The organism is Marisediminitalea oceani (genome assembly GCF_003731635.1).
Classification (GTDB): Bacteria; Pseudomonadota; Gammaproteobacteria; order Enterobacterales; family Alteromonadaceae; genus Alteromonas; species Alteromonas oceani.
Map to the genome: position 1 here is coordinate 89388 of NZ_RCUA01000053.1, position 24078 is coordinate 113465.

At 49.4% G+C, this 24078-nt stretch carries 20 protein-coding genes; 12 read left to right on the forward strand and 8 right to left on the reverse strand.

Annotated elements, in window-relative coordinates; genetic code table 11:
- Window positions 1-68: 68 nt before the first annotated feature.
- The gene (grpE, locus tag D9T21_RS15285; RefSeq protein WP_123325799.1) at window positions 69-719 is read right to left on the reverse strand and encodes a nucleotide exchange factor GrpE; all 651 of its coding nucleotides are present in this window, start codon (window positions 717-719) and stop codon (window positions 69-71) included.
- 246 nt (window positions 720-965) lie between these two features.
- Here grpE and D9T21_RS15290 point away from each other — a divergent pair, with 246 nt between their 5' ends.
- On the forward strand, window positions 966-4343 hold the full coding sequence (locus D9T21_RS15290; protein ID WP_123325800.1) for a PAS domain-containing hybrid sensor histidine kinase/response regulator: 3378 nt from the start codon (window positions 966-968) through the stop codon (window positions 4341-4343).
- 6 nt (window positions 4344-4349) lie between these two features.
- Here D9T21_RS15290 and D9T21_RS15295 read toward each other — a convergent pair whose 3' ends face one another.
- Entirely contained in the window at window positions 4350-5051 is a 702-nt protein-coding gene (locus D9T21_RS15295; protein ID WP_105934456.1) for a GntR family transcriptional regulator, read from the reverse strand.
- 257 nt (window positions 5052-5308) lie between these two features.
- Here D9T21_RS15295 and D9T21_RS15300 point away from each other — a divergent pair, with 257 nt between their 5' ends.
- Window positions 5309-6367 carry an aromatic ring-hydroxylating dioxygenase subunit alpha gene (locus tag D9T21_RS15300; RefSeq protein WP_105934455.1) on the forward strand — a complete coding sequence of 353 codons (1059 nt, stop codon included), beginning with the start codon at window positions 5309-5311 and terminating at the stop codon, window positions 6365-6367.
- Window position 6368: 1 nt separating this feature from the next.
- Window positions 6369-7307 carry a PDR/VanB family oxidoreductase gene (locus tag D9T21_RS15305; RefSeq protein WP_105934454.1) on the forward strand — a complete coding sequence of 313 codons (939 nt, stop codon included), beginning with the start codon at window positions 6369-6371 and terminating at the stop codon, window positions 7305-7307.
- Here D9T21_RS15305 and D9T21_RS15310 read toward each other — a convergent pair.
- Complete coding sequence (locus D9T21_RS15310; RefSeq protein ID WP_105934453.1) at window positions 7304-8170, reverse strand: helix-turn-helix domain-containing protein; 867 nt, start codon at window positions 8168-8170, stop codon at window positions 7304-7306. The two genes, D9T21_RS15305 and D9T21_RS15310, sit on opposite strands and share 4 nt — an antisense overlap.
- Window positions 8171-8273: 103 nt before the next feature.
- On the opposite strand from D9T21_RS15310, the gene D9T21_RS15315 reads away from it, so the two are divergent.
- A complete protein-coding gene (locus D9T21_RS15315) occupies window positions 8274-8675 on the forward strand; it encodes a protocatechuate 3,4-dioxygenase (RefSeq protein WP_105934452.1) in 402 nt (133 codons plus the stop codon).
- Window positions 8668-9507, forward strand: a complete 840-nt coding sequence (locus D9T21_RS15320) for a class III extradiol dioxygenase family protein (protein ID WP_105934451.1) — start codon at window positions 8668-8670, stop codon at window positions 9505-9507. Before D9T21_RS15315 ends, D9T21_RS15320 begins: the two co-directional genes overlap by 8 nt.
- A gap of 53 nt (window positions 9508-9560) precedes the next feature.
- Here the strand turns inward: D9T21_RS15320 and D9T21_RS15325 are convergent, their stop codons facing one another.
- Together D9T21_RS15325 and D9T21_RS15330 are read right to left on the reverse strand one after the other, a co-directional pair.
- Window positions 9561-10205 (reverse strand): response regulator transcription factor, encoded by a 645-nt coding sequence (locus D9T21_RS15325; RefSeq protein ID WP_105934525.1) that lies wholly within the window; start codon window positions 10203-10205, stop codon window positions 9561-9563.
- Window positions 10206-10327: 122 nt separating this feature from the next.
- Complete coding sequence (locus D9T21_RS15330; protein WP_123325801.1) at window positions 10328-12631, reverse strand: TonB-dependent receptor; 2304 nt, start codon at window positions 12629-12631, stop codon at window positions 10328-10330.
- 213 nt (window positions 12632-12844) lie between these two features.
- Here D9T21_RS15330 and D9T21_RS15335 point away from each other — a divergent pair, with 213 nt between their 5' ends.
- From D9T21_RS15335 to D9T21_RS15365, 7 genes are all read left to right on the forward strand, one after another.
- Window positions 12845-14140 (forward strand): GntP family permease, encoded by a 1296-nt coding sequence (locus tag D9T21_RS15335; RefSeq protein ID WP_105934449.1) that lies wholly within the window; start codon window positions 12845-12847, stop codon window positions 14138-14140.
- A gap of 9 nt (window positions 14141-14149) precedes the next feature.
- Window positions 14150-15337 carry an E22 family MetX-like putative esterase gene (locus tag D9T21_RS15340; protein WP_105934448.1) on the forward strand — a complete coding sequence of 396 codons (1188 nt, stop codon included), beginning with the start codon at window positions 14150-14152 and terminating at the stop codon, window positions 15335-15337.
- 15 nt (window positions 15338-15352) lie between these two features.
- The gene (locus tag D9T21_RS15345; protein ID WP_105934447.1) at window positions 15353-16351 is read left to right on the forward strand and encodes an extracellular catalytic domain type 2 short-chain-length polyhydroxyalkanoate depolymerase; all 999 of its coding nucleotides are present in this window, start codon (window positions 15353-15355) and stop codon (window positions 16349-16351) included.
- Window positions 16352-16363: 12 nt separating this feature from the next.
- Window positions 16364-17131, forward strand: a complete 768-nt coding sequence (locus D9T21_RS15350; protein ID WP_105934446.1) for a 3-hydroxybutyrate dehydrogenase — start codon at window positions 16364-16366, stop codon at window positions 17129-17131.
- Window positions 17132-17233: 102 nt separating this feature from the next.
- A complete protein-coding gene (nadK, locus tag D9T21_RS15355; RefSeq protein WP_105934445.1) occupies window positions 17234-18109 on the forward strand; it encodes an NAD(+) kinase in 876 nt (291 codons plus the stop codon).
- A 523-nt stretch (window positions 18110-18632) separates the two neighbouring features.
- Window positions 18633-18977 (forward strand): hypothetical protein, encoded by a 345-nt coding sequence (locus D9T21_RS15360; RefSeq protein ID WP_123325802.1) that lies wholly within the window; start codon window positions 18633-18635, stop codon window positions 18975-18977.
- Entirely contained in the window at window positions 18947-19318 is a 372-nt protein-coding gene (locus tag D9T21_RS15365; RefSeq protein WP_123325803.1) for a carbohydrate porin, read from the forward strand. Before D9T21_RS15360 ends, D9T21_RS15365 begins: the two co-directional genes overlap by 31 nt.
- Here D9T21_RS15365 and D9T21_RS22765 read toward each other — a convergent pair.
- The 3 genes from D9T21_RS22765 to D9T21_RS15375 all read right to left on the reverse strand — a co-directional run bounded on the left by D9T21_RS22765 (window position 19315) and on the right by D9T21_RS15375 (window position 23853).
- A complete protein-coding gene (locus D9T21_RS22765) occupies window positions 19315-19482 on the reverse strand; it encodes a hypothetical protein (RefSeq protein ID WP_164464710.1) in 168 nt (55 codons plus the stop codon). The two genes, D9T21_RS15365 and D9T21_RS22765, sit on opposite strands and share 4 nt — an antisense overlap.
- Window positions 19483-19601: 119 nt before the next feature.
- On the reverse strand, window positions 19602-19814 hold the full coding sequence (cspE, locus tag D9T21_RS15370) for a transcription antiterminator/RNA stability regulator CspE (RefSeq protein ID WP_123325804.1): 213 nt from the start codon (window positions 19812-19814) through the stop codon (window positions 19602-19604).
- Window positions 19815-20142: 328 nt separating this feature from the next.
- The gene (locus D9T21_RS15375) at window positions 20143-23853 is read right to left on the reverse strand and encodes a PAS domain-containing protein (RefSeq protein ID WP_164464711.1); all 3711 of its coding nucleotides are present in this window, start codon (window positions 23851-23853) and stop codon (window positions 20143-20145) included.
- Between the last annotated feature and the right edge of the window lie 225 nt (window positions 23854-24078).

The following is a 24078-nucleotide window of genomic DNA, read 5'->3' on the forward strand; positions in this document are numbered from 1 at the left end:
CTGTAATCTTGCAAAATTAGTGGGGTTATTCACCACCAATTTCAATACCTGTCATTAAAAAATATCTGTTAAGCCTGCGTATCCACACCGCTACTTGGTGCACGCGAAACCATTACCATGGCCGGACGCAGCAAACGTCCGTTTAATTCGTAGCCTTTTTGCATCACTGCCATAACCGTGTTCGGTTCATGGTCAGCGCTTTCCTGCATCGACATAGCCTGATGCAGTTCTGGATTGAACGCCTCGCCTTGCGGATCAATAGGGGCCATTCCAAATTTTTCAATTGTGCTAACGAAAGATTTTAGGGTCATTTCAACCCCTTCAACCATCGGCTTGATAGCTTCGTTTTCGGTATCTGCCATTTGCAGACCACGCTCGAGATTATCAATAACCGGCAGCAGTTCACCGGCAAAACGCTCCAGCGCGAATTTGCGGGCTTTTTCTACTTCACCGTCGGCACGACGGCGGGCATTATCGGCTTCTGCACGAGCTCGCAAAACGCTATCTTGCTGCTCAGCCACTTTGGCTTCTGCCGCCGCCAGCGCTTTTTCCAGGCTGGCAATTTTTTCTGCCGTTTCGTCAACAACTTCACCAGCCAGGGCTTCTTCGGGAGTTTCGCCCTCTACCACTTCCACCTGCTCAGCATCAACTGCCTGGGCGTCGGTTTGGGGATCTACGGTTTCATTTTGTTCTGATTGCACGTCGCGCGGCTCGCTCATGCTTTCCTCCACAAGTTAAATTGGGTCGTTTTTCACATTGAGGCTATTTATGGGGGTGGTTTGACGCCCTTCAAGGGTATCCACAATTTTTTTATGGTTTGCCGCAATTTTCTTTACCCGCTTCCGGTCGATGGCTGTTATTTACCCTTAATAAGAGGTCTTTAACTGATAAAAAATGTTTACAAAATATCAACATGGACAGGAATTGTGCTAATTTAATTGCGCAGCAAATAAGGGCTATTCATCATGCTAAACATTTGGAGTGTGAGCGCTATCGTCCTGCTTTATCTGGCAGGTTTGTTCGCGCTGGCATTTTGGGGTGACAAAAAAATTGATAAAAATAAGCAGCACCCTGTCCTGTATAGTTTAGGACTCGGGGTTCATTGCACCTCCTGGGCATTCTTTGGCACGACAACCCAAACAACTCATTATGGCTGGCCGGTGTTTCCAACTTATGTTGGCATAGCGCTGGTGATGCTGTTTGCCTTTCCGGTGTTAATTAAAATTACCCGTATTTGTCAGCAAAACAGCGTCAGCTCGCTGGCTGACTTTATCAGTCTGCGTTACGACCGCTCGCATAGCCTGGCGGCACTCATTACCCTGCTTTGTTTTGTTGGCGTTGTGCCTTACATCGCTCTGCAACTCGACGCCATTACCGAAAGTATTAATCTGCTCACTGCCGATGCAGACAGCGGCTCAGGCACGGTAGGTTTATACGTGGCAGCATTAATGGCGCTGTTTGCTATTTTATTCGGAACCCAAACTCTCAGCCTCACCGAGAAACATCCTGGCCTGTTAGTCACTATCGCCGCTGAGTCGATGATTAAGCTTATTGGTTTGTCTGTGGTGGGCATTTATGTGTGCTACGGCTTGTTCGACGGATTATTCGACCTGGTTGCCCAGGCCGCTCAATACCAGCCCGGGCGCGACATTTTATACGCTGACAAAAGCTGGGTAGTTTATGTTAGTCATATTTTGCTTGGCATTTGTGCCATGTTCGTGTTGCCCCGCCAGTTTCATATGAACTTTGTTGAGAATAATGGCACCGGCGAGTTAAAAACAGCCCGCTGGCTGTTTCCTCTGTATCTTTTAGGCATGACGATTTTCCTGCTACCCATCGCGCTGGCAGGCAGTGTACTGCTCGACCCAACTACCGCTCAGTCAGACTCGCTGGTACTGGCGATCCCGCTGCATGAGCAAAACCTCACCGTATCGGTTATCGCCTTTTTGGGCGGATTGTCGGCGACCACCAGCATGATCATTGTGGCGACACTGGCGCTGGGGATTATGATTGCCAATAACCTGATCACGCCGCTGTGGTTTAAGTTCAAACTCAAAAAGCAGGCACGGCATACCATGGAGGCCAGCCAGTTATTGAATATTCGCCGGCTCACCGTACTGGTGGTGTTGTCTGTGGCTTTCTGGTACCACGTAAATATCAGCCAAAGCGCACCGCTAGTGAAAAGCGGTATCATTGCCATGGCGCTGCTATCGCAGATGCTGCCTGCCATGATGTTTAGCCTGTACTGGCAAAAGCGCAGTAAAACCGCCGCTATCAGTGGCATGCTGGCCGGTTTTATTGGCTGGGTGGTATGGATGCTCTACCCCAGCCTGCTCTCCAGCTATTATTTTAATCCCATTCCCAGCGATCACGATCTGGCCACCAGCTATGTACTGAGTCTGGTGATTAATTGCATGGTTTATGTGTTGGTTGCAGCGCTGTTACCAACCGCAAAAGCCCACAATGAAACAGACCCCCCACTGCCTGTTAGTCGCGCAGAAGAACCAGAACTGGCCATCCCGGTAAGTGATTTATTATCGTTAACTGAGCGGGTGCTGGAGCCCGGTGCACACGCCACGCTGGCCAGACAACTTAGCGGCAACGACACTGGTAACAGTCGCCAGGGCTATGCCAGTCAGGGCCTATTAACCCGGGTGGAAAAACTGATGGCCGGGCAAATTGGCCATCCCAGTGCGCGGCTGCTGTTAACCGCTATAGCCGATTCGCAGGGGCGCGGTTTCTCAAACCTGGTGCATTGGGTGGAGGAAGCTTCACAAAGCTTTCAGTTTAATCATGAAGTACTGATGTCGTCGGTACAGCATATTCAACAAGGCATAGTGGTGCTCGACCAGAACCTCAACATGCTGGCCTGGAATGACAGTTACCTGGATATGTTTAACTACCCCGCAGGTGTGGTTCAGGTAGGTATGCCGATTAAAGACCTGTTGCAATACAACGCACGGCGCGGCCTGCTCGGCGAAGTGGGCAATATGCAGGAAGAAATTGATAAGCGGGTGCAATACATGGCCGCGGGCAGCGAATATAAATATGTGCGTAAACAGGCCGATGGCCGGGTAATTGAACTTAACGGCAGCCCTTTACCGGGCGGCGGCTATGTCACCACTTACAGTGATATTACTGCCTATATTAAAATTCAGGATCAACTGGAACAGGCCAAAACCGAACTGGAAGCCCGCGTGGCCCATCGCACCAAACAGCTTGAAGTTGCCAAGCAGGAAGCCGACCAGGCCAATTTAAGTAAAACAAAATTTTTGGCTGCCGCCGGGCATGACCTGATGCAGCCGTTTAACGCCGCCACGCTGTTTGCCTCAATGCTGGTGCAAAAAACCTCTGGTACTGAGTTACACACGATGAGTGAAGGCCTGCTACATTCGCTTAACAGTGCAGAATCCTTGCTAACGTCCCTGCTGGATATGACACGTCTGGAGTCTGGCCGCCTGACCGTACAGAAAACCCACTTTGCCCTTGATGATGTGCTTGCCGGTCTGGTTAACGAATTCAGCATCATTGGCGAACAAAAGTCGCTGCAACTCAGCTATGTTCCCACCAGTGTCAACGTTTATTCTGATCCCAAGCTGTTACGCCGGATTATTCAGAATTTGTTATCTAATGCGGTGCGCTACACGCAAAGCGGCAGGGTGTTAATTGGGGTTCGCCATCGTGCGGGGAATTTTATCGAGATTGCGGTAATGGATACCGGCCCCGGCATTCCGGAAAACCAGTTACAGGATATTTTTAACGAATTTCATCAGCTTGATCAACAGCATAACCAGGGGCTCGGACTGGGCCTGACCATTGTGGAGCGGATCAGTCAGCTACTGGTTCACCCGGTGAGTGTTGCCTCACAACCAAACAAAGGCACCGCATTCAGTATTCGTGTGGAGCGGTCTCGTGAAACCTTACAGCGCCAACCGGACACCGCACCTGATAAGCGGTCGGAGCAGATAAATTTACTCGATAAGCAGTGCATTCTGATTATCGAAAATGACGAGCAAATAAGCTCCGCGATGGAAGCATTGCTGTCAGACTGGGGCGCTAAGGTGATGGTTGCGAAAACGGTAGCCGAGGCCCTGTCTTGTGAAACAATCCCCGACCTGATGTTGGTTGATTATCATCTGGATCACGGCGAGACAGGCATCAACGTGGCCTGTCAGTTGCGTAAACACTGGCAACGTTCGGTACCCGGTATTCTTAATACCGCTAACCGCCATGATGGCGTGCGTGATGAAGCACGTGAGGCAGGATTGCTGTATTTACCCAAACCGTTAAAACCCGCGGCACTCAAACGTATGCTGAAACAACATAAACTGACCAGTGGCTAACGCTGATTATTCAGTACGGATAGTTTTTGACAGACCACTGGCAGCTATTTGTTCATAACTGTTCAGGGCGGCCTGTGCGTGCTCTTTCATCAGAGCCTCAGCACGTGCTCCCTGCCCCGCAGCAATGGCCTGCACGATGGCGTGATGTTGCTGATGAGCATAATAGAGCCGTTCATATTCGCGCTCAGGTTGCTCAGGGTTAAACACCAGCGCATTTACCGATGCCATAGGAAGGTGCTCATTAATCTGCAAAGCCATCACAATCGCATTGTTCTGACTGCCTTTTACCAGGCACTCGTGGAACCGTCGGTTTATCTCTACATAGGTCTGGATCTTTTCTTCATCAAACGTGCGCTCGGCAAACAAGGTGTCACCCTCATGCAGACACAATCTGAGCTCGGCAATAATTGCACTGCCCCCCCCCTTCTCAACGATCTGTCGCACCGCTAAGCCTTCCAGCACGCCACGCACTTCTACAGAACCGGCAATTTCCTCGTTAGTCACTTTCCTAACCTGATAACCACGCCGGGGCAACTTCGTTAATAACCCCTCCTGTTCAAGGGCACGAAAAGCAATGCGAACCGGTGTTCGAGATACCCCCAACATATCTGCGGTGGGTATTTCAGCCAGTCTATCGCCCTGATTCAGCGCGCCAGAGAGGATTTTATTCCGTAATATGCTGAGTACGGCGTGTTTATCTTTCTTCATTTTCAATTTTCCTGAACGGCTATTCATCTTGTCTAACCAGGCCCCCCTTCTATTTTGCGCAGTAACGAGGTTGTAAACAAGCACTTAAGTAAATTCTTAATTGGATCCAATTATTATTAAACGGGCAAAAATTAAGGCCCATTAGTCTGACAATGTCCATTTTTGGATCCAAAATTTACAAAAAGCTAGAAACATTCTATTAACATTGCTAACATTGGATCCAATATACAAGATTATTTGAAAAAGGAATGCTACTTATGAGTCATTTTATTCGCAATGCTTGGTACGTCGCAGCCACCAGTGACGAGATTAACGCAACCCAACCACTTGGCCGTACTGTATGCAATATTCAGATTGCTTTTTTCCGCGACAGCAAACAACAAATTCAGGCAGTTGAAGATTTTTGCCCTCATCGTGGTGCCCCGTTATCACTGGGCTATGTAGAAGGAGACAACCTGGTTTGCGGTTATCATGGCCTGCAGATGGGCGCTGACGGTAAAACCCGCAGTATGCCCAGCCAACGGGTTGAAAACTTTCCTTGTATTAAGCCGGTACCGGTGGTTGAGCGCTATGGTTTTATCTGGGTGTGGCCGGGCGATAAAGACGCGGCGGATGAAGGTTTAATCCCTGAACTCAACTGGGCATTGGATCCAAATTGGGCTTATGGTGGGGGTATTTACTACATAAAATGCGATTACCGCCTGATGATTGATAACCTAATGGATCTGACCCACGAAACCTATGTGCATGCCAGCTCTATTGGCCAGAAAGAAATCGATGAAACCCCGGTAAAAACCACTATGGAAAATGGCCAGGTGGTCACCAGCCGGTTTATGGAAAATATCCTGCCGCCTCCATTCTGGCAAAATGGCCTCAGTGCCAACGGACTACCCACCGACCAACCCGTCGATCGCTGGCAGATCTGTCGGTTCGATTTACCCAGTCACGTTATGATTGAAGTAGGTGTGGCTCTGGCCGGTAAGGGCGGGTACGACGCACCCGCCGATCAGAAGGCTAACAGTGTCGTGGTTGACTTTATTACACCAGAGACCGACGGCACAATGTGGTATTTCTGGGGTATGGCAAGAAATTTCAAAGCGAATGATGACGCATTAACCGCTACCATCCGGGAAGGCCAGGGTAAAATATTTGCTGAAGACCTTGAAATCCTTGAGCGTCAGCAACAAAACCTTGACCGTTTTCCTGACCGTCAGATCCTCAAACTCGATATTGATGCAGGAGGCGTGCAGGCTCGACGGTTGATTGAGCGGACCATGAAAAAAGAAAAATCTGCTGCAAGCAACGGAGAGTCATAATATGTTACAGGTTATTGTTTCGGGCAAAGAGAGTCTTACTCCTCGAGTCTGCAAGCTCACGCTGACCTCAAGCACCGGTGAGCCGCTGCCAGATTGGGCACCCGGCGCCCATATCGATGTATTTTTGCCAGGAGATATGATTCGCCAGTATTCTCTGTGTGGTGCACTCGATGCCCAGCATTATCAGATTGCCGTGCAATTGGAAGAACAGGGTAAAGGCGGCTCCCGCTATATTCATGAGTCACTGCAATGCGGTGCGGAACTGACCATCAGTGAACCGCGTAATCACTTTCCACTGACGGAAGGAGAAAACCCCTGCCTGTTTCTGGCTGCGGGTATCGGGATCACGCCGTTTATCCCCATGATTGAAGCGTGCCTGGCTGGCAACAGACCATTTAGCCTGTACTATGCTGTCGCCAACGGGTCTGATAATTTGCTCAGTGACCAATACACTTTGCTGGCAAACGTTCATGTTCACGATAAAGCGACTCAGGGGGTCCGCCTGAATATTGATGCGCTGCTCAAAGCAGCCCCGGCCGACAGCGATATTTTTGTTTGCGGCCCGAATGGTTTTATTAACGACTTTCTTAGTCTGTCGGCCCGGCAAGGTATCGACTCTGCACGATTACATCGTGAATTCTTTACCGCAGAGCCCATTGATCATTCCAATGACGGCAGCTTTGAACTGGAAATTGCCAGCACCGGGCAGATAGTTAGTGTTGCTAAGGATGAGTCCATGTTGGAAGCACTCGAAGACAACGGCTTCTTTGTGCCTGTCTCTTGTGAAGAAGGGGTTTGTGGCACCTGTATCACCCCGCTACTCGGTGGCGAGGCCGATCACAAAGACGTGTTTCTGAACGATAAGGAAAAGGCACAAATGGACCGGGTTGCCGTGTGCTGCTCCCGGGCTAAAACGCCGCGCCTCATTCTGGATCTCTAACCCTGACTCTGGCGACGATAGGCTGCGGGGCTTAGCTCCGTATGCCGCTTAAAGAACTTATTGAAATAACCCGGTTCGTTAAATCCCAGTCGCTCTGCAATGCCGGCTACCGCCGTATCGCTGAAAATCAGATAACGTTTTGCCTCGCTGATGAGTACATTATGGATCATCGCCAGCGCATTAGACTGAAAATACTGTTGGCATATTTGGTTGAGATGGGCCTGGCTTACACCAATTTTTGCGGCATACCAGGCCACTTTGTGCTGAGTAGTGAAATGCAGGCGGATAAGGTGTTGAAACTGTCTTAGTTTGCGTTCCGGTTTACTCAGACTCCCTTCTTCAGTGCGGGCAGGTTGCATACGGTGCATTAAAATGAGCAATTGCTGCAATAAGGCCTGAAGCATGCTCCCCTGATGCATCGAGGAGGCATTGGCTTCCTGCTGTATTGCGCCGCAAATGGCCTGTAACGGACAAAGATAGATATCTTTAACGGCCAGCACAAAGGCACCAGCCAGCGCTTCGACTGATTCTCCGATATTTTGCTCTACCTGACGCAGCATGGGCGAAGCTACTGATAATACCGTGCCCTGAGAATGCGACTGCCAGTCAAAACCATGCATTACGCCATCCGGAATATACAACAATGCCGGCGCCGTAATCCGGTGATGTTCGTCATCAAACTGTACATCCACACCGCCCTCAGTGAGCACAAAGATTTGCGTGATGTGCTGGTGACGATGGGGATGAATTTTCCATTCGTGTTGCTCGCTACGCTGCGTAAGCGGCTCACAATATAAAAAGGTCTGATGCCAGAAGCTGCCTTTTTCCCCGTAAAGATCAACAAACTCCAGATTACCCAACATTTTTATTACAATCTACAAAATTAACCATAAAATAACTAATTTAACCCTTATAAAGCCAGAATATCTACATAAAATACAATTATCAACTTAATCAGGGGCTCATATGAACTGGCAAAAACAGGACTACGATGACATTCCCGGCACTTACGTGTTCGATGGTCAGCGGGCGCATCCCGCTTATGCAATCAACAAATTGCTGTATACCTTTAACGATGAAGCCTGTCGGGCAGAATTTGACGCCGACCCGGCGGCCTATTGCGACAAAATGGGCGTCACCGGCGAATACAAAGAAGCCGTACTGACGCAGGATTTTCTGGGCCTGTTGCGCCTGGGTGCCAATATCTATTTCCTGGCCAAAATGTGTATTCCCCGAGGCGTGTCGGTGCAGGACGCCGGCGCCGCCTTTCAGGGCATTAGTACCGAAGAATTCCAGCAACGTCTGCTCGATAAAGGCAACGGGCTGAGTGACATACTGGCGAAACGAGGAGACTACTGGAATGGCTAAAATTATTGGCGGGATCACCAGCTCACACATTCCCGCGGTGGGCAATGCAATTTCACAGGGGCTCACTCAGGAGCCTTACTGGAAACGTTTTTTCGACGGCTATGAACCAGCCAAAGACTGGTTAAAAGAAGTTAAGCCTGATTTGGTTATCGTGGTTTATAACGACCATGGCCTCAATTTCTTTTTAGATAAGATGCCAACCTTTGCCTTAGGTTGTGCCGACATCTACGAGAACGCCGACGAAGGTTGGGGATTAAAACCAACGGCACCGTTTACCGGCGATGCGAAACTGTCCTGGCATATCGCGCAATCACTGGTTGAACAGGAATTTGACATTTGTACCTGCCAGGAAATGAAAGTCGATCACGGTTTTGTTAATCCTATCCGGGCGTTGTTCGGCGATCACGTAGACTGGCCGGTAAAAGCCATTCCGCTGGCAGTGAATACGGTACAGCATCCGGTGCCCTCGGCAGCACGATGTTTAAAGTTGGGCCGGGCGCTGGGCAAAGCCCTTGAGTCTTATCCGGAAGATACCCGGGTAGTTATTCTGGGTACTGGCGGCATGTCCCATCAGTTACAGGGCGAGCGTGCCGGGATTATCGACGTTGAATTCGATTTGGAATGCATGGATAAGATTGCCACTGAGCCTGAGTGGATGACTCAGTTCAGTAATGCCGAAATAATTCGCCGTGCTGGCAGTGAAGGAATCGAAACCATTATGTGGCTGGTGATGCGCGGTGCGCTGAAAGACGACGCTGCGGTGTTGCACAAACATTACCATGCGCCTATTTCCAATACTGGTGCCGGCGTACTAGTGCTGGATAATCAGTAATCGGGTGCCCCGTCACTGGCCGTGCAACTGTTGGCGGCCGGTGACACCCGGCTTCATTCTTCCATGTTCATCATTTGTTTAAACAACACCCCTGCCTGAGTGCGGTTGATCACCTCAAGCTTACGCAACACAGCCGACGCATGCTGCTTAACCGTGGATTCAGAAATTTCCAGCTCATAGGCAATTTGTTTGTTTAACAACCCATCGGCCATCATCCGCAGTACCTTAAACTGATGGGGCGTTAATTGCGCCAGTTTATCTGCAAACGCTTTATCCTGCTGATTCTCCAGCGCTTCAATGGCTTCGTTGATGTTCTCCGGTAGCCATTGCTCGCCATCGAGCACATGGTTAACCGCTTCGGCAATTTCAGCCAGCGGGGTGGACTTCGGAATATAGCCACTGGCGCCTAAATCAATAGCCTTGCGAATTAATACCGGGTCTTCTTCTGCCGACACTATAACCACCAGCACGCCCGGAAACTGAGTGCGCAGTGTAGTTAAACCGGTAAGGCCTTCGTTGCCTGGCATATTTAAGTCGAGAAACACCAACTCCAGTGAGTCATCGGCCTCTATTGCGCTGTAAGCTTCAGAAAATGATGCCACTTCGGTGATGTTGTCACCCACGATATCCACCATCGCCTGACGCATGGCAGCGCGAAATAAGGGATGGTCATCAGCAATTAAAATACGCGTATCCAAAACTTCTACCTGACTCAACATAGCGTTATTCATAAAGTATACCGCAGAATCATAATGTTAAGAACAAAACGGCCAGCAAAAGCTGGCCGGTTCCATATTTTTGTTAATCGGGCTCTGCCAGATTAGAAGCGATACCCAACCGTTAACTGGATAGTCATCGGGTCACCGTAGTAGCCGATAAGCGTTGTATCGCCCCCTGTACCAGGACCATAGCTACCGTCTTCGTTACGTTCAACGTAATCATAGCCGCCCACCAGATATTCTTCATCGGTGAGGTTTTTCGCATGAATACCGCCGTACCAGTCACCTTCAATGCTTTCCCAGTTCACGCTGACATTCACCATACCGTAAGCATCCTGAGCGATCAGGTCGCTGGTTTCAAACAGCAGGTAGTCATCACGGTAGTAATAGTTAGCGTTAAAGTTGAAATAACCGACACTGGTATCCAGCGCATAATTAGCGGCCAGGTTAAGTGTGTTCTCCGGCGTGCTGGCCAACCCAATCAGTGGTGGAACCGCATTGTTTTCTTTGATCTCAAAATCGATATAACCGTAAGCGGCCGATAACGTCAGGTTATCTGTCGCAACGTACGTCAGCTCCACTTCAGCACCTTTTGCGGCCGTCGCTGATGCATTACGTAAACGCTGCTGCAGGTCTGCCCCACTATCTCCGCCTGGCTCAATACCAATGTACTGGCGATCGCTGTGGTCATAGGCAAACAAGGTAACGTTGGCACGGAAGTTATCCGTTACGTCACTCTTCATACCCACTTCGAATGAATCGACCACTTCTGGTCTTACACCCGGTTCATTAGTTGTTGCACGTGGGTTAAAGGTACCCGACTTGAACCCCTGCGAGTAGCTGGCGAAGAACATGGTGTCTCTGGACATTTGATATTCCACACCTACACGCGGTGTAAAGCGCGACCAGCTATCAGAAGCTGGAGCATCCAGCACGCCATCACCGTCTGAGTCTGAACCCAGTACCTGTGGAACCAGTTCCCCCTCCGGACGAACATATCCAGGGATCCAATCTGATTCTGTGTAAACGTTGGCAAATACCAGACCGTTATAAACCGTGGCCTGCTTTTCCTCATCGGTATAACGGGCACCAACAGACACCGACAGCTTATCGGTGATGTCGTAGTTTAACTGACCATATACCGCAACACTTTCACTGTTGTTACAACCAGACACTTCACGGGTCAGGCCAGGTACACCAAACGCTGCACGGCCAAGGAAGCCGAATACCGCATCAAACTGACCACAGGACTCACCGTCGTAGTAGTACAGACCGCTTACCAGGGTAAAGTTGTCACCCAGGTAGTTGGCTTGTAATTCATGGGTATCGTTTTCATCTTCAAAAATGGCCGACATATCTAAAATGTCCAGCGCGGTATTATCGAAATCAATGTTGGTTGGTGAATAACTTTCACGATGTGAACCAATGTATTTCAGTTCCAGATTGTCTGACACATCATAACGCATCAACCAGCTGTAGCCCTCAAGCTCTACTTTATTCCAGGTCGGCAGACTGGTGTAGGAATCATAAACTGAATCCGGTACCGGCGCATCGGTTAAGATACTGGGCAACAGGCGATAACCCCCTTTGGAGTTTGAAGAGTCTTCGGTTTTATCCCAGCCCAGACGGAAAAATAAATCGTCAGTAATATGCGCTTCCAGAGTTAACCGTGCAGCCCACAGATCTTTGTTGTAGTTTTCACGGTCCTGACCTTCCAGCGCGCTTTGCAGGAATTCACCATAGCCATCACGATTCAGATTGGCATAACCAAAGCCCAGATAAACCTTATCTTCCACAAGTGGATACTGACCGGTCACTTTTACGTCTTTACGTCCATAGTTACCAACTGTCCCTTCGATATTGAAGGTGGGGTCACCCACCATATCTTTGGTAACATATTTTACCGCACCACCGATGGTGTTTTTACCATACAGAGTGCCCTGTGGCCCACGCAAAACTTCAATACGCTGTACGTCAAGTAAGTCAAGCACCGCACCCTGAGGACGGGCAACATAAACGTCGTCAATATAAATACCAACGCCTGGCTCAAAACCCCACAGCGGATCCTGCTGGCCCAGACCACGGATAAAGGCGGTCAATGTGGAGTTGGTACCACGGCTGGTTTGCAGCGTGGTGTTAGGCGAGAATTGTTGCACTTCTGTTAAAACACTGATCCCTTTATTACCAAGTTCAACAGCGCCCAGCGAGGTGATAGCAACCGGAACTTCCTGCAGGCTCTCAACCGTTTTACGCGCCGTAACTTCGATTTTCTCCAGTTTACCTTTTTCGATTCCGTCTTCAGCATCCTGTGCAAAAGCGGCTTGTGATCCTAAGCAGGCCAGCGTTACCGCCGTAGCGCAGAGTGTACGGCTAAAATTTATTTTATTACCGAATGTGTGTTTCATAGGGTGTCCCTTGTTTTAGTAAATCAAAAAATCGTTCTGAAGAACGCGGTCGAGTTAACTGTAGAGATTTTTAACAATTTCGTAACTAGTACCATCGTACTATTTCGTAACTAGTACCATCGTACTATGGGCAGATTTGTTAATGCGAGCCACACTTTGCAGCACTGATGAAGAGTCTGCGGTCACAGATTTCAATCAAAGGAAAGTAACATTATGTTGAGTTTACTCGGACTGGTTGGTGGACTGGGACTGCTTATCGTACTCACTATACGCGGCATGAATTTATTCATTGCTGCGCCAGTGTGTGCGTTAATTGTGGCACTAACAAGTGGCCTTCCCCTGTTTACCGGCGATGCAAATTTCGTCACCACTTATATGAGTGGTTTCGCAGGGTTTATTTCTGCCTGGTTTTTTATGTTCTTACTGGGGGCGATATTTGGCAAATTCATGGAAGATACCGGTGCGGCAGATTCTGTAGCCCGCTGGATAGTAGGAAAACTGGGCTTCAAACACGCGGTTGTGGCGGTGGTACTGGCCTGTGCCATCTTAACATACGGCGGCGTGAGTTTGTTTGTGGTCGCTTTTTCAGTTTACCCCATGGCACTAAGCCTGTTTAAAGACGCCAATTTGCCGCGCCGCTTTATTCCGGCGACCATGGCATTTGGATCGGTGACATTCACCATGACCTCGGCCGGTTCACCAGAAATTCAAAACTGGATCCCGATTAAATACCTGGGCACTTCGCCTTTTGCTGGTTGGGAAGTCAGTCTGGTGGTAGCCATCTTCATGGCATGCTTTGGCTACTGGTGGCTTAAGCGCATGATAGGTAAAGCCATTGCCAAGGGTGAAAAGTTTGAGGAGCGGGCTTCTGACCCCAAAGTACCCGTGCGCGATCTCCCTCATCCGTTAACCGGGGTTATTCCCTTACTGGTTGTTCTGGTACTGAGTTTCTGGTTGCACGAATCACTGGCACAGCTGGCTCTTATCGTGGCACTTTCCGGAGGTGTTTTAACCCTGATGCTGATTAACTTTCAGTATTTCCACGACCTCTCTAAAGCCGTTAACACCGGTACCACCGGCGCACTGGTCGCTATTGGTAATACCGCAGCAGTAGTAGGCTTTGGATCTATCGCCAAAAACACTGAAGCTTTCCAGGCAACGGTAGAGGTCATGGCCAACCTGCCCGGTAACGAACTTATCGGCGCCGCCGTCGCGGTGAGTGTCATTGCCGGTTTAACCGGTTCTGCCTCGGGTGGCCAGGCCATTGTATTGCCATTAATCGGTCAGCACTATATCGACCGCGGCGTTGAACCCGAAGAATTACACCGTATTGTCGCCATCTCCTCCGGCGCACTGGACTCTTTGCCGCATAATGGTTACGTTGTGACCACTATTCGGGCAATTTGTCATGAAACGCACAAAGCCGCCTATGGTTCTGTGGCAGCGTTAACCGTTGTGGTGCCGCTCATCGGTTTAGCAATGGCTATCGCGCTGTTTAGTTTGTTTTAAGGAGATACCATGGCACGGATATTCTTATTATGCTGCGCACTACTGTTGGCCCTGCCAGCAGTAACTGCAGCAGCTGAAGAAGTGTTACTCACCAGCAAAGAACGCTTTAGCATGCCTTCATACACAACTGTTGGCGGGCGAACAATTAAGTCGCTGCAAGTAGGCTGGGAAAGCTACGGCAAACTTAATCAGGCCAAAGATAATGTGATTCTGATCACCCATTATTTCTCCGCCAACTCCCACGCTGCCGGTAAATATCATCCCGATGACGCAGCGCCGGGCTATTGGGATGCGATTATCGGCCCGGGCAAAGCCATCGATACTGACCAGTATTTTGTCATCAGCGTGGATAGCCTCGCCAATCTCAACGCCAACGATCCTAATGTGATCACCACCGGCCCGGCCAGTATTAACCCCGACACCGGGAAGCCTTACGGCCTCGATTTTCCGGTAGTCACCATTAAAGATTTTGTTAATGTGCAAAAAGCGGTGCTAGAAAGTTTGGGGATAAGCAAACTGCACGCGGTTATCGGGCCATCCATGGGATCCATGCAGGCGCTTGAATGGGCAGCCAGTTACCCCGACTGGGTGCAACGCATGATATCAGTAATTGGCACCGGTGACAGCGACGCCTGGACCACAGCGGCTTTAGAGCAATGGGCCATTCCTATTCGACTCGATAAGAACTGGCAGGACGGCAACTATTACGACAGCGAACCACCTGTAGATGGCCTTGCTGCTGCACTGATGTTAATTACCCAACAAGCGCTGCACCCACTGTATTTTAATCAGCAAGGTGAGAAGCTCAATTATCACCCGCTGGAAACCGGGCCATTGAGCAGTATTCGCAAATCGCACAGTATTGTTACCTGGTTAACTAATCGTGCCCGCTCAAGAGCGGAAAAAATGGATGCCAATCATTTACTGTATCTGGTGCGCGCCTGTCAGCTGTTTCTTGCCGGCAACGGCGACTCACTGGCGCAAACCATGCAGTCTGTGAAAGCAAAAACCTTATTCTTGCCGGCTTCAAATGATTTATTATTAATGCCTTACATGGCGCAAAAAGCCCACGAAGCTTTACAAAAGCGGGGTAAAGACAGTCGCTATGAAGAGCTCAGCGGCAGTCTTGGTCATTTCGATGGCGTAGTGAGCATCAAACAAAAAGCCGATGCGATTGAAGCATTTTTAAAGTATTAACAGGGACATTAATTAATGAAGACAACCTTAAAAACGGCTTTGGGCTTCGGCCTTGTCGCTTTCGCGCAAGGCAGTATCGCTCAGCAGGAAAGCAGCTTACAGCTTGATACCGACGCGATTACCGTGTCAGGGTTATCCTCTGGCGGCTTTATGGCCACCCAGTTTCATCTGGCCAACAGCGATAAAGTGACCGGTGCGGCAATGCTGGCATCAGGCCCCTATTACTGTGCACAAAACGATATTGCCGTAGCCCTTGGTCAGTGTGTTGATAAAGTGAATTCACCGCTGGATGTTAAGGCACTGAGTGCGCAGGCCAAAAGCTGGGAAGAGTCCGGTAAAATTCCACCGCTGGCTAATTTAAAAGACGACAAAGTATGGTTGCTGCACGGTACTGCCGATACGCGGGTCAACTCAGCCGTAAGCGACGCCTTGTATCAACAGTACCAACAGTGGGTACCGGCTGAACAGCTGACCTATGTTAACGACAAACCCTTTTCTCACGTGTTTCCCACCGTCGATGCCGGTGGCAGTTGTCTGGACTCCGCTTCGCCTTATATCGGTAAATGTGAGTATGATGCCGCTGGCGAATTGCTCACTGCGCTGTTAGGTGAACTAAATACCCCTGATGACGTATTAGAAGGTGAAGTAATTTCCTTTGATCAACAGGAAATTGCCGGCGATGATGCCAGCACGCTGGCCGACAAAGGTTACGCTTATATCCCGGCATCATGCAGTAATGGCGAAGCCTGCCGCGTACATGTGAGTTTCCATGGTTGCAATCAGTATGCCCAAGCCGTTGATATGGCTTATATAGAACAGACCGGTCTTAACCGTTGGGCCGATGACAACCAGTTAGTAGTGATTTACCCGCAAACCCGAAAATCGTTAATCATGCCAATGAATCCGCAGGGATGTTGGGATTGGTGGGGGTATACGTCAGACGCCTACGCAACCAGTGAAGGGCCGCAAATTAAAGCGGTAAATGCTTTTATTGATTTTCTAGCCACACGCTAAGGATTATTTTCTATGTCATCTTACAATATTTTTATTACCGGTGGTGCCAGTGGTATTGGTTATGGTATTGCCGAATTTCTAGGCGCTCAGGGACACACCATTCTGGTAGCCGACATCAACGCCGACGCCGCCGCTGAAGCTTGTCAGAAACTGGCCGACAAAAACATTAAGGCACTCCCTGTTGAAGTTGACGTCACCAACGCAGAACAGGTAGGCGCCCTGCCCGCCAAACTCAAAGATACGCCAGTCGATATTCTGGTTAATAATGCCGGTATTCAGCACGTGTCTAAAATTGAAGACTTCCCACCAGAAAAGTGGCAAATGCTGATCAATATTATGCTGGTTGGCCCGGCGTTACTTACTCAGGCGTTTATGCCTGGTATGCGCGAAAGAGACTTCGGCCGGATTATTAATATTGGCTCTATTCATTCAGTCGTTGCCTCCCCGTTCAAGTCGGCTTATGTCGCGGCAAAACACGGGTTACTGGGCTTTTCGAAAACCATTGCGCTAGAGACCGGTGACGCCAACATCACTATTAATACGGTGTGTCCGGCTTATGTGAAAACGCCTCTGGTAGAAAAACAGATCGCTTCACAGGCTAAGGAAAACGGCATCAGCGAAGAAGAAGTGGTGAATAAAATTATGCTTGAGCCAATGCCGAAAAAGCAATTCATCAGTCTGGAAGAACTGGGCGAAACAGCGGCCTTTTTAATGAGCAGTGCTGCCCGCAACATTACCGGCCAAACCATGATTTTAGACGGTGGCTGGACCGCCAGATAAACCCCGGCCATATGAGCAGGAGATGCTTAATATCGCCTCCTGCTTTATTTTGCGCATAAGGTTATGGTAATGTCGCCTCAGGAAGTGGGGAAGACGAACAACATGCCATACAACACCGTTGGATTAATCGGTAAAGCGGCCCACGAAGGTGCCCATGTAAGCCTCAATGCATTAGCGGATTATCTTCGCGCCAAACAATGCACCATTCTTGTTGAAGAAAGCGTCGCCCAGGAAATGGATGGCGATGACTTCACCGTTTGCGACCTTGTCTCTATTGGTAAGCAGGCCGACCTTGCAGTAGTGGTTGGCGGCGATGGCAATATGCTTGGTGCTGCTCGCGTACTCTCCCGCTTTAATATTCACGTAGTAGGCGTTAACCGCGGTAACCTGGGTTTTCTTACCGATATCCATCCGGATGAAGTGGTTCAGCAAATGGATCTTATCTATAACGGTGAAACCATGGTTGAGCAACGCTTTCTGCTGGAAGTAGAAGTGTATCGCCACGAGCAGCTAAAAAGTAACAACTCGGCGGTTAACGAAGTGGTGCTGCACCACGGCAAAGTTGCCCACATGACCGAGTTTGAAGTGTTTATTGACGATCAGTTTGTGTTTAGTCAACGTTCAGACGGGCTGATTGTAGCAACTCCCACAGGTTCCACAGCCTATTCCTTATCTGGTGGCGGCCCCATTTTAATGCCACACCTTGATGCACTAACGCTGGTGCCCATGTTTCCGCATACCTTAAGTAGCCGGCCCATTGTGGTTGACGCTAACAGCACCATTTCCATGCGGGTTTCCAAAGCCAATGTAGACAGCGTACAGGTTAGTTGCGACAGCCATATTGTCCTCCCGGCCCTGCCCGGTGACGAAATTCGGGTCAGAAAAAGCAACGACAGGCTGTCGTTGGTGCACCCTGCCGGTTACAGCTATTTTAATGTACTGCGGAAAAAGCTCGGTTGGGGCAGCAAACTGTTTTAACTCGCTGCCACGCTGAAGCTACCAGAGGGTGAACCACTAAATCTAAAGTAGCGCTATACTCGTTAAGGTAAATAACGTTAATCTGCTGATTATTGAGCAGAATAACCCGCCATTTTGCGGATACTGATGAATTAACGGAAGTCTGAGCGCCATGGATCTGCCTGCCAATACGCCGATATTTATGCTGAAGTCATTGTAGACTCTTTTGCCAGCCTGCATGGCGGGCGTAAGCGTTCCTCTGCCCTGCTCTATTTTGCCAACCTCGGGGCACAGTATCAGTTCGATTCCGGCTTTTCCCTACAGGGTGAACTCTGGCTAACCGACAACCAGTCGATTTCGGATATCGTGGGCGACGAGCAGGGTATCAGTAATATTGAAGCCAGCGAAGCCGGCGTGCATATAGGCACCCTGGCGTTGGGTTACAATACCCCGTTTTTTTTCGGCTCTGGTTGGCGTTTATGACATTAATTATCACTTTGATGTCCTTCAAAGCGCCAACCTGTTTGTACACAGTGCCTTTGGCATGGGCTCCGTATTTGGTATCAGCGGTCCCAATGGCCCGAGCACTTACCCGCAACCCTTTTTAACCGCCAGGTTTGCTTATCAGCGCGGTAATCATTCAGTGCAATTTGCTGTCGCTGATGGCGAGCCCGGCGACCCTTTGTTTTATTATCATACTGCCGCTCAGGAAGAGAAACGCATCAACCTGATGGTTGTAACGGAATATGCTTACGAGTCAGCACAGAGTAAATTGCTGGCTGGATGGTGGGGCTATAATGATGACTCCGTAGTGCTGCAAAATGCCGGCGCTAGCCGGGGCAAAATAACGGCTTTTATTTGCGCACCGAACACCGTTTTAGACCATTAGCTTCAGAGCACCAGATCACCGTGTTTGGTCGGGCCGGCGTTGGCGCCAGCAAGTTTAACTTTTTCGATGAATTTTATTCTGTTGGGCTGCAGGTAAGCGGTGAATTGTGGGGCTTTGGCGACGAGAAGTTCGGCCTCGCCATTGCTCATGCCCGAACCTCGGACGTGAGGTCTGAGGAGTATGGTAACGATGAAACCGCCCTGGAACTTACCTCTGCTACAACGTTTAATACCGGTCTGGCTGTTCAGCCCAGTTTGCAATGGATTGGCTCACCGGGTGCCGCCCGTGATGCCCATGATGCCGTCGTTTTGGGCTTACGTTTTAGCTGGAGCTTTGACTAAATCGTCTGCAACCAGGCAACAAACTTTCTGGCTTCCATGGCGCTTTGCAGCGGCACGTATTTTTTGTTGTGACGGTCTTCAAAAGCAACGTTAAATTTATTCACAGAAATATTGGATATAGGTGGTTTTACATTAATGCGTAAACCATTAATTGTTTGAATCATAGCGTGTCTTATTTTTTTAATTATTGGAAAAAGCAGATCTGAATGGCGGGCTGTTGATCAGAAAAAGAAAGTAAGTGAAGGAAAAGGCTGGTTATTACCAGCCCTTAATATCGTTAGCTTTATAATGCAATCACATTAGAAGCTTGTGGACCTTTCTGGCCCTGTTCAATAATAAATTGAACTTGTTGGCCTTCTGCCAGTGACTTAAAGCCTTCAGAAGCGATAGAACGGAAATGAACGAAAACGTCTTTGCCGCCGTCATTAGGTGTTAAAAAACCAAAACCTTTATCGTCATTGAACCACTTTACTACGCCGTTTACAGGATCAGACATAATTGAAACCTTTTTATTAAATATTAAGTGCGATGGCTTACCATCGGTGAAGCTATAGATACGAAGAAAACATTTACCAGTAAAGCAAATGTAAATACAAGTTCGACTTAATTGAATAAAAAGCAGAAAAAGAGAAGCATAATGCAGTAAGGGATAAAGCTTTAACTTTCTAAAGCCCAGCTAAGGTACGCTAATCCCGCAGGCAAGTAAAGCAGTTTATTTTTTATTATTAGCCAGTGTCGGTGAGCTCTTCGTTCCAGAACGCTGCGACAGTGGCGGCCACGGCACTATTCTTCAACTATTAAGCCGCAAGCCGCCAAACCCACTATTAATCTTCATACAGGTGAGAATAAATCACTCTTAACGTACGCTGAAGATTCTGCTTGGCCATAGGCCAGTAAATAGAAATATTATCAATATTGTCATGGTTACAGTCTGTGCCTAAACGCGACTCCATGTCTTTTAAAGGCGCCGAATTAATAGTACTGATCACACTGATTAATCGCCGGGCTCCTATGAGTATAGCCCGATGGTCGTCAGCCATCACTGCGTCATCCATAATCCGCGTAGCCTCTGCGAGCTTATCCATCAGACTGGTCAACGACGTCGCCATTGAGCTTACCTGATGACTGCTTTGCAGGTAATTCAACAAATCAAACCAGGTATTGGGATCCGGCGGCATCGCCAGGTCGGCAAAGTCGGGTTTTTCGCGTACCTGCACAGTGCCTTCCTGGGCTTGCTGCAACTCAACCTTCTGTGCTTCTACCAGTGCTTTTTCCTGTTCCGCCAGTTTGGACTCGCTGTCTTTAAGTTTCGCCTGAGCCTGTTGTAACGCCTTCTCGCGACTTTCGAGCTGTGATTTTCGTTCACTGAGTTCACCTTCCAGCGAGCTGAGCTGTGCATGTAGATCCGATTGTGACGAATTCTGCTGGGTTAACGACTGTTGAGACGCCGCGTATTCGCGCTGGACCGTTTCCAGTTGCTCGGTAAGCAATTGCTGCTGCTCCTCAAGCTGCTCGATACTGCTCTGGCTCGATTTCAGGGCTGACTGCTGCTCCTGCACCTGCGCCTGAAGTTTTGCTTCCTGCTCTTCCTGCTGGGCTAGTTTTGCTTCTAATGCCTGAGCCTGCTCTTTGGAGCGGTTCAGCTCCTGCTGGAGTTTCTGTTCTTCGCTTTGGGTTAAAGAAACCTTTTCTTCGGCGTCAGCCAGTTCATTCTGCAGCTGCGCCAGGCGTTCCTGCTGGGCCGCTTTTTCCTGCTTATCCTGTTCGGCCTGCTGCTTGATTTCAGCCAGTGCCGTTTGGGTTGATTGCAGCTGTGACTGTTTAGCCTCGAGCTCTTTTGCCAGTTGTTCGGCATGGGCCTGCATATCGCCTTTCTGCTGGGAAGACATCGCCTCGAGCATTTCCATCTCATGCTGCAAGTGGTTGATATGACGCGCTTTACCCTCGGCTTCAGCTTGCATTTTCTGATAGGCCATCGCCAGCTCCCGGCGTTCCTGCTCTGCCTGCTCACTGGCTTTACGCTGGTTAGCCAATTGCTCACGTAATTTTTCCGATGCCTCACTGGAACTGGTCAACTGTGATTGTAAAGCGGCTATCTGCCCGCTGACATCACCAATCTGCTTGTCTTTATCTTCGATGGAAGCCTGTAAACCAGCGATTTCTGCCACATAATTTTCAACCGCTTTTTGTTGCTCGGCCTGTTGTTGCTCAAGGCGCAATGTCTTTTGCTGACTCTGCTCCAGTTGCTGTTGTGCCTCGCAATATTTACGTTCGCTGTATTGCAGCGCGTCGGCTATCTGGTTGCGTTGTTTTTCCAGACTGCCCACTTTCATACTGGAGCGTTCAAGCTGCGCCTCAAGCGCAGCATTAGCCTGCTGACTTTGTTCCAGCATTTCACGGTTTTGGGTGTAATCAGACTTCAGACTGGCCAGATGCTCGCTGATATCTTTATGGGCCTGCTGTAGCTCTGAGATGGTTTCAATTTTTTCTGACAGGGTAACTTCGGCACCCTGTAATTTAAGTTCGGCCTGCGCCAGCGTTTGCTCCGTTTCTACCAGGGCTTCCTGCTGTTGCGCCAATTGATGCTGGCTACTGGCCAGCAGCTGTTGTTTAGCCTCAACTTCCAGCTCTGCCGCTTGGCGTAATTTAACCGCCTCAGTACGGGCCGCTTTGGCATGTTCAATGGCACGCAAGTCAATCCAGATACAAATGATGCCCTGTAATTTAGCGTCTCTCAGAATAGGAATAAGCGTAAGCTCGCAGGGTAACACGCGCTGCTGATACTGGTGTTGCCAGCTTAGGGTAACCACCTGACCGCGGCTACCAACGGTTTCCAGCTTTTGCGCGAGGGTTTCTGTATTGGTTGTTGCGCCATGCAGCTCGGGGGCCGTTAACTGCAGGCCCAGCATTTCTTCTTCATCCTGAATACCGAAGAAAGCACAGGCAGCAGAATTAAACTGCGTAAAGCAATCATTGGTTAGCAGTGCTACCGGCACACTGGCGTACTTCACCAGACGCTCAAAGCGACTGGTGAGGTAATCCTGCTCTTCACGGCTACCAACCCAGCACACATATTCTTCAGGGATCTCACTGATTTTGTTGGCGTGCAGGGTTGTCGAAAAGGTTTTGTTGGTACCGCATTTTAAGCGGGCCGGAAACTCTCGAGCCTGATCGTGTCTGTCCAGTCGCTGGGTTAACTTATCGGTTTCCGCTTGATCCGAGAACAATTGATAAAATGACTGTGACATGAGTTGCTGGCTGTTCATGTCCAGCTGACGGCAGAGGGTTTGGTTAACTTCTTTAATATCGCCTTCGCGATTAAACACCGCGATACCCATTGGTGAATGGTCGGTAAACATACTCAGGCGATCTTTGGCTTCGGTCACATCATGGGTCAGGGCTTCCACTTCGGTATGATCCTCGATAATCCCCATAGCAGCGCCCGACTCTCCTGCCAGTGCCTGCAATACCACTTGCAAAGACAGGCGTTGCCCGTCGTCTCTTTCTACTGTTATAGCCTGACGACTGGTCGTCATTTTATCCCGGGTTTGATGGAGAGCCTTAAAGGCTTCATCAAACAGCTTGAGTTCGCTAACCGGTTTACCCTTAATGTACATTAAGTCGGTTTTAAACAAACTCAGAAATGCGCGGTTGGCGTCGACAAATTTGCGCTCAGCATCGAGTAAATAGACCGGCTGTGTAGCAGTGGATACCAGTGCATTAAAACGCTGTATTGCCACGTCACGCTCTGTTTTGGCGCGGGTTATCTCCCGGCAATCCGCTACCGACATATGCGCAACAGGTGAATCAGACTCACCGGTATGCTCTGCCAGAGCACCACATAACGTAACGGGTATAAGGCTGTCATCTTTTGCCCGCAAAGACGTACTGACCTCAAGCAATTCGCCGCTCGCCAGACGCTCCAGCGCGCCACTGAGCATTTGCTGATCGCGAGAGTCTACGCGCTGCATAAACTCTTGCATCGACAGCTCGCCGGGCTCAATACCGAGCCAGCCGGCTAAACTTTCATTTACTTTAAGCTGTTGCGCGGCCAGCTTAATTTTCGCCAGGCCCAGTTTCTGACCATCGAATAGTCCGCTGACATGGTCAAGCATGGCGGCAGAATCATCCAGGCGCTGTTGGTAATCCTGCACATCCTCAACAATGATCATCATATGCGCTTCTGCCGCCTGACTGAGAGCAGGATTGATACGCAACCGGTATGCCCTCTCCCGCTGACTTAGCACACACTGAATAGCCACCTCCCGGCTGGCGCCGCGGGCCTGACTAAATGATTGTTGTGCTTCGACCGGCAGCAAGTCTGCCAGCCCTTTTCCTTTCACGCTATCAGCGTTGTGGCTTAGTAAGTATGCCCCTGTACGATTCGCATAAGTCACCGTTAATGCTTCATCAACCAGAATCACCCCTACACTCACTGCATTTAAGCGCTCCTGCTGCACCGTGAGCAGTGAGTTGGCTTTATTCAGCTTCTGGTTAAGTCGGCTTCGCTTGAAAGCGCCAAATAAAATCGTCACTAGCAACAAGCCTGCGCAGGCAATAGTGGCATAGGCTAGTAAGTTCAACTGGTCAGGAGATAAGGACTGCAGGGAAGACGGAACGGCATAAACATTGGATGTCACAGCACTGAGCAGGAACAATCCTTTGTTGTGAAGATAATTTCTCTGGCAACAAGCGCTCATAATCTACATTCGACAACGTGATTAGGGTAAAGATTAAACTATACGCCAGATTTACCAGGT

Bases quoted from the DNA above. Each gene is read 5' to 3' on its own strand.
- D9T21_RS15295 (WP_105934456.1), bottom strand. From the start codon at position 5,051: ATGAAGAAAGATAAACACGCCGTACTCAGCATATTACGGAATAAAATC.
- D9T21_RS15290 (WP_123325800.1), top strand. From the start codon at position 966: ATGCTAAACATTTGGAGTGTGAGCGCTATCGTCCTGCTTTATCTGGCA.
- D9T21_RS15320 (WP_105934451.1), top strand. From the start codon at position 8,668: ATGGCTAAAATTATTGGCGGGATCACCAGCTCACACATTCCCGCGGTG.
- D9T21_RS15335 (WP_105934449.1), top strand. From the start codon at position 12,845: ATGTTGAGTTTACTCGGACTGGTTGGTGGACTGGGACTGCTTATCGTA.
- D9T21_RS15305 (WP_105934454.1), top strand. From the start codon at position 6,369: ATGTTACAGGTTATTGTTTCGGGCAAAGAGAGTCTTACTCCTCGAGTC.
- D9T21_RS15300 (WP_105934455.1), top strand. From the start codon at position 5,309: ATGAGTCATTTTATTCGCAATGCTTGGTACGTCGCAGCCACCAGTGAC.
- D9T21_RS15315 (WP_105934452.1), top strand. From the start codon at position 8,274: ATGAACTGGCAAAAACAGGACTACGATGACATTCCCGGCACTTACGTG.
- D9T21_RS15340 (WP_105934448.1), top strand. From the start codon at position 14,150: ATGGCACGGATATTCTTATTATGCTGCGCACTACTGTTGGCCCTGCCA.
- D9T21_RS15330 (WP_123325801.1), bottom strand. From the start codon at position 12,631: ATGAAACACACATTCGGTAATAAAATAAATTTTAGCCGTACACTCTGC.
- cspE (WP_123325804.1), bottom strand. From the start codon at position 19,814: ATGTCTGATCCTGTAAACGGCGTAGTAAAGTGGTTCAATGACGATAAA.
- grpE (WP_123325799.1), bottom strand. From the start codon at position 719: ATGAGCGAGCCGCGCGACGTGCAATCAGAACAAAATGAAACCGTAGAT.
- D9T21_RS22765 (WP_164464710.1), bottom strand. From the start codon at position 19,482: ATGATTCAAACAATTAATGGTTTACGCATTAATGTAAAACCACCTATA.
- D9T21_RS15360 (WP_123325802.1), top strand. From the start codon at position 18,633: ATGGGCTCCGTATTTGGTATCAGCGGTCCCAATGGCCCGAGCACTTAC.
- D9T21_RS15345 (WP_105934447.1), top strand. From the start codon at position 15,353: ATGAAGACAACCTTAAAAACGGCTTTGGGCTTCGGCCTTGTCGCTTTC.
- D9T21_RS15350 (WP_105934446.1), top strand. From the start codon at position 16,364: ATGTCATCTTACAATATTTTTATTACCGGTGGTGCCAGTGGTATTGGT.
- D9T21_RS15310 (WP_105934453.1), bottom strand. From the start codon at position 8,170: ATGTTGGGTAATCTGGAGTTTGTTGATCTTTACGGGGAAAAAGGCAGC.
- nadK (WP_105934445.1), top strand. From the start codon at position 17,234: ATGCCATACAACACCGTTGGATTAATCGGTAAAGCGGCCCACGAAGGT.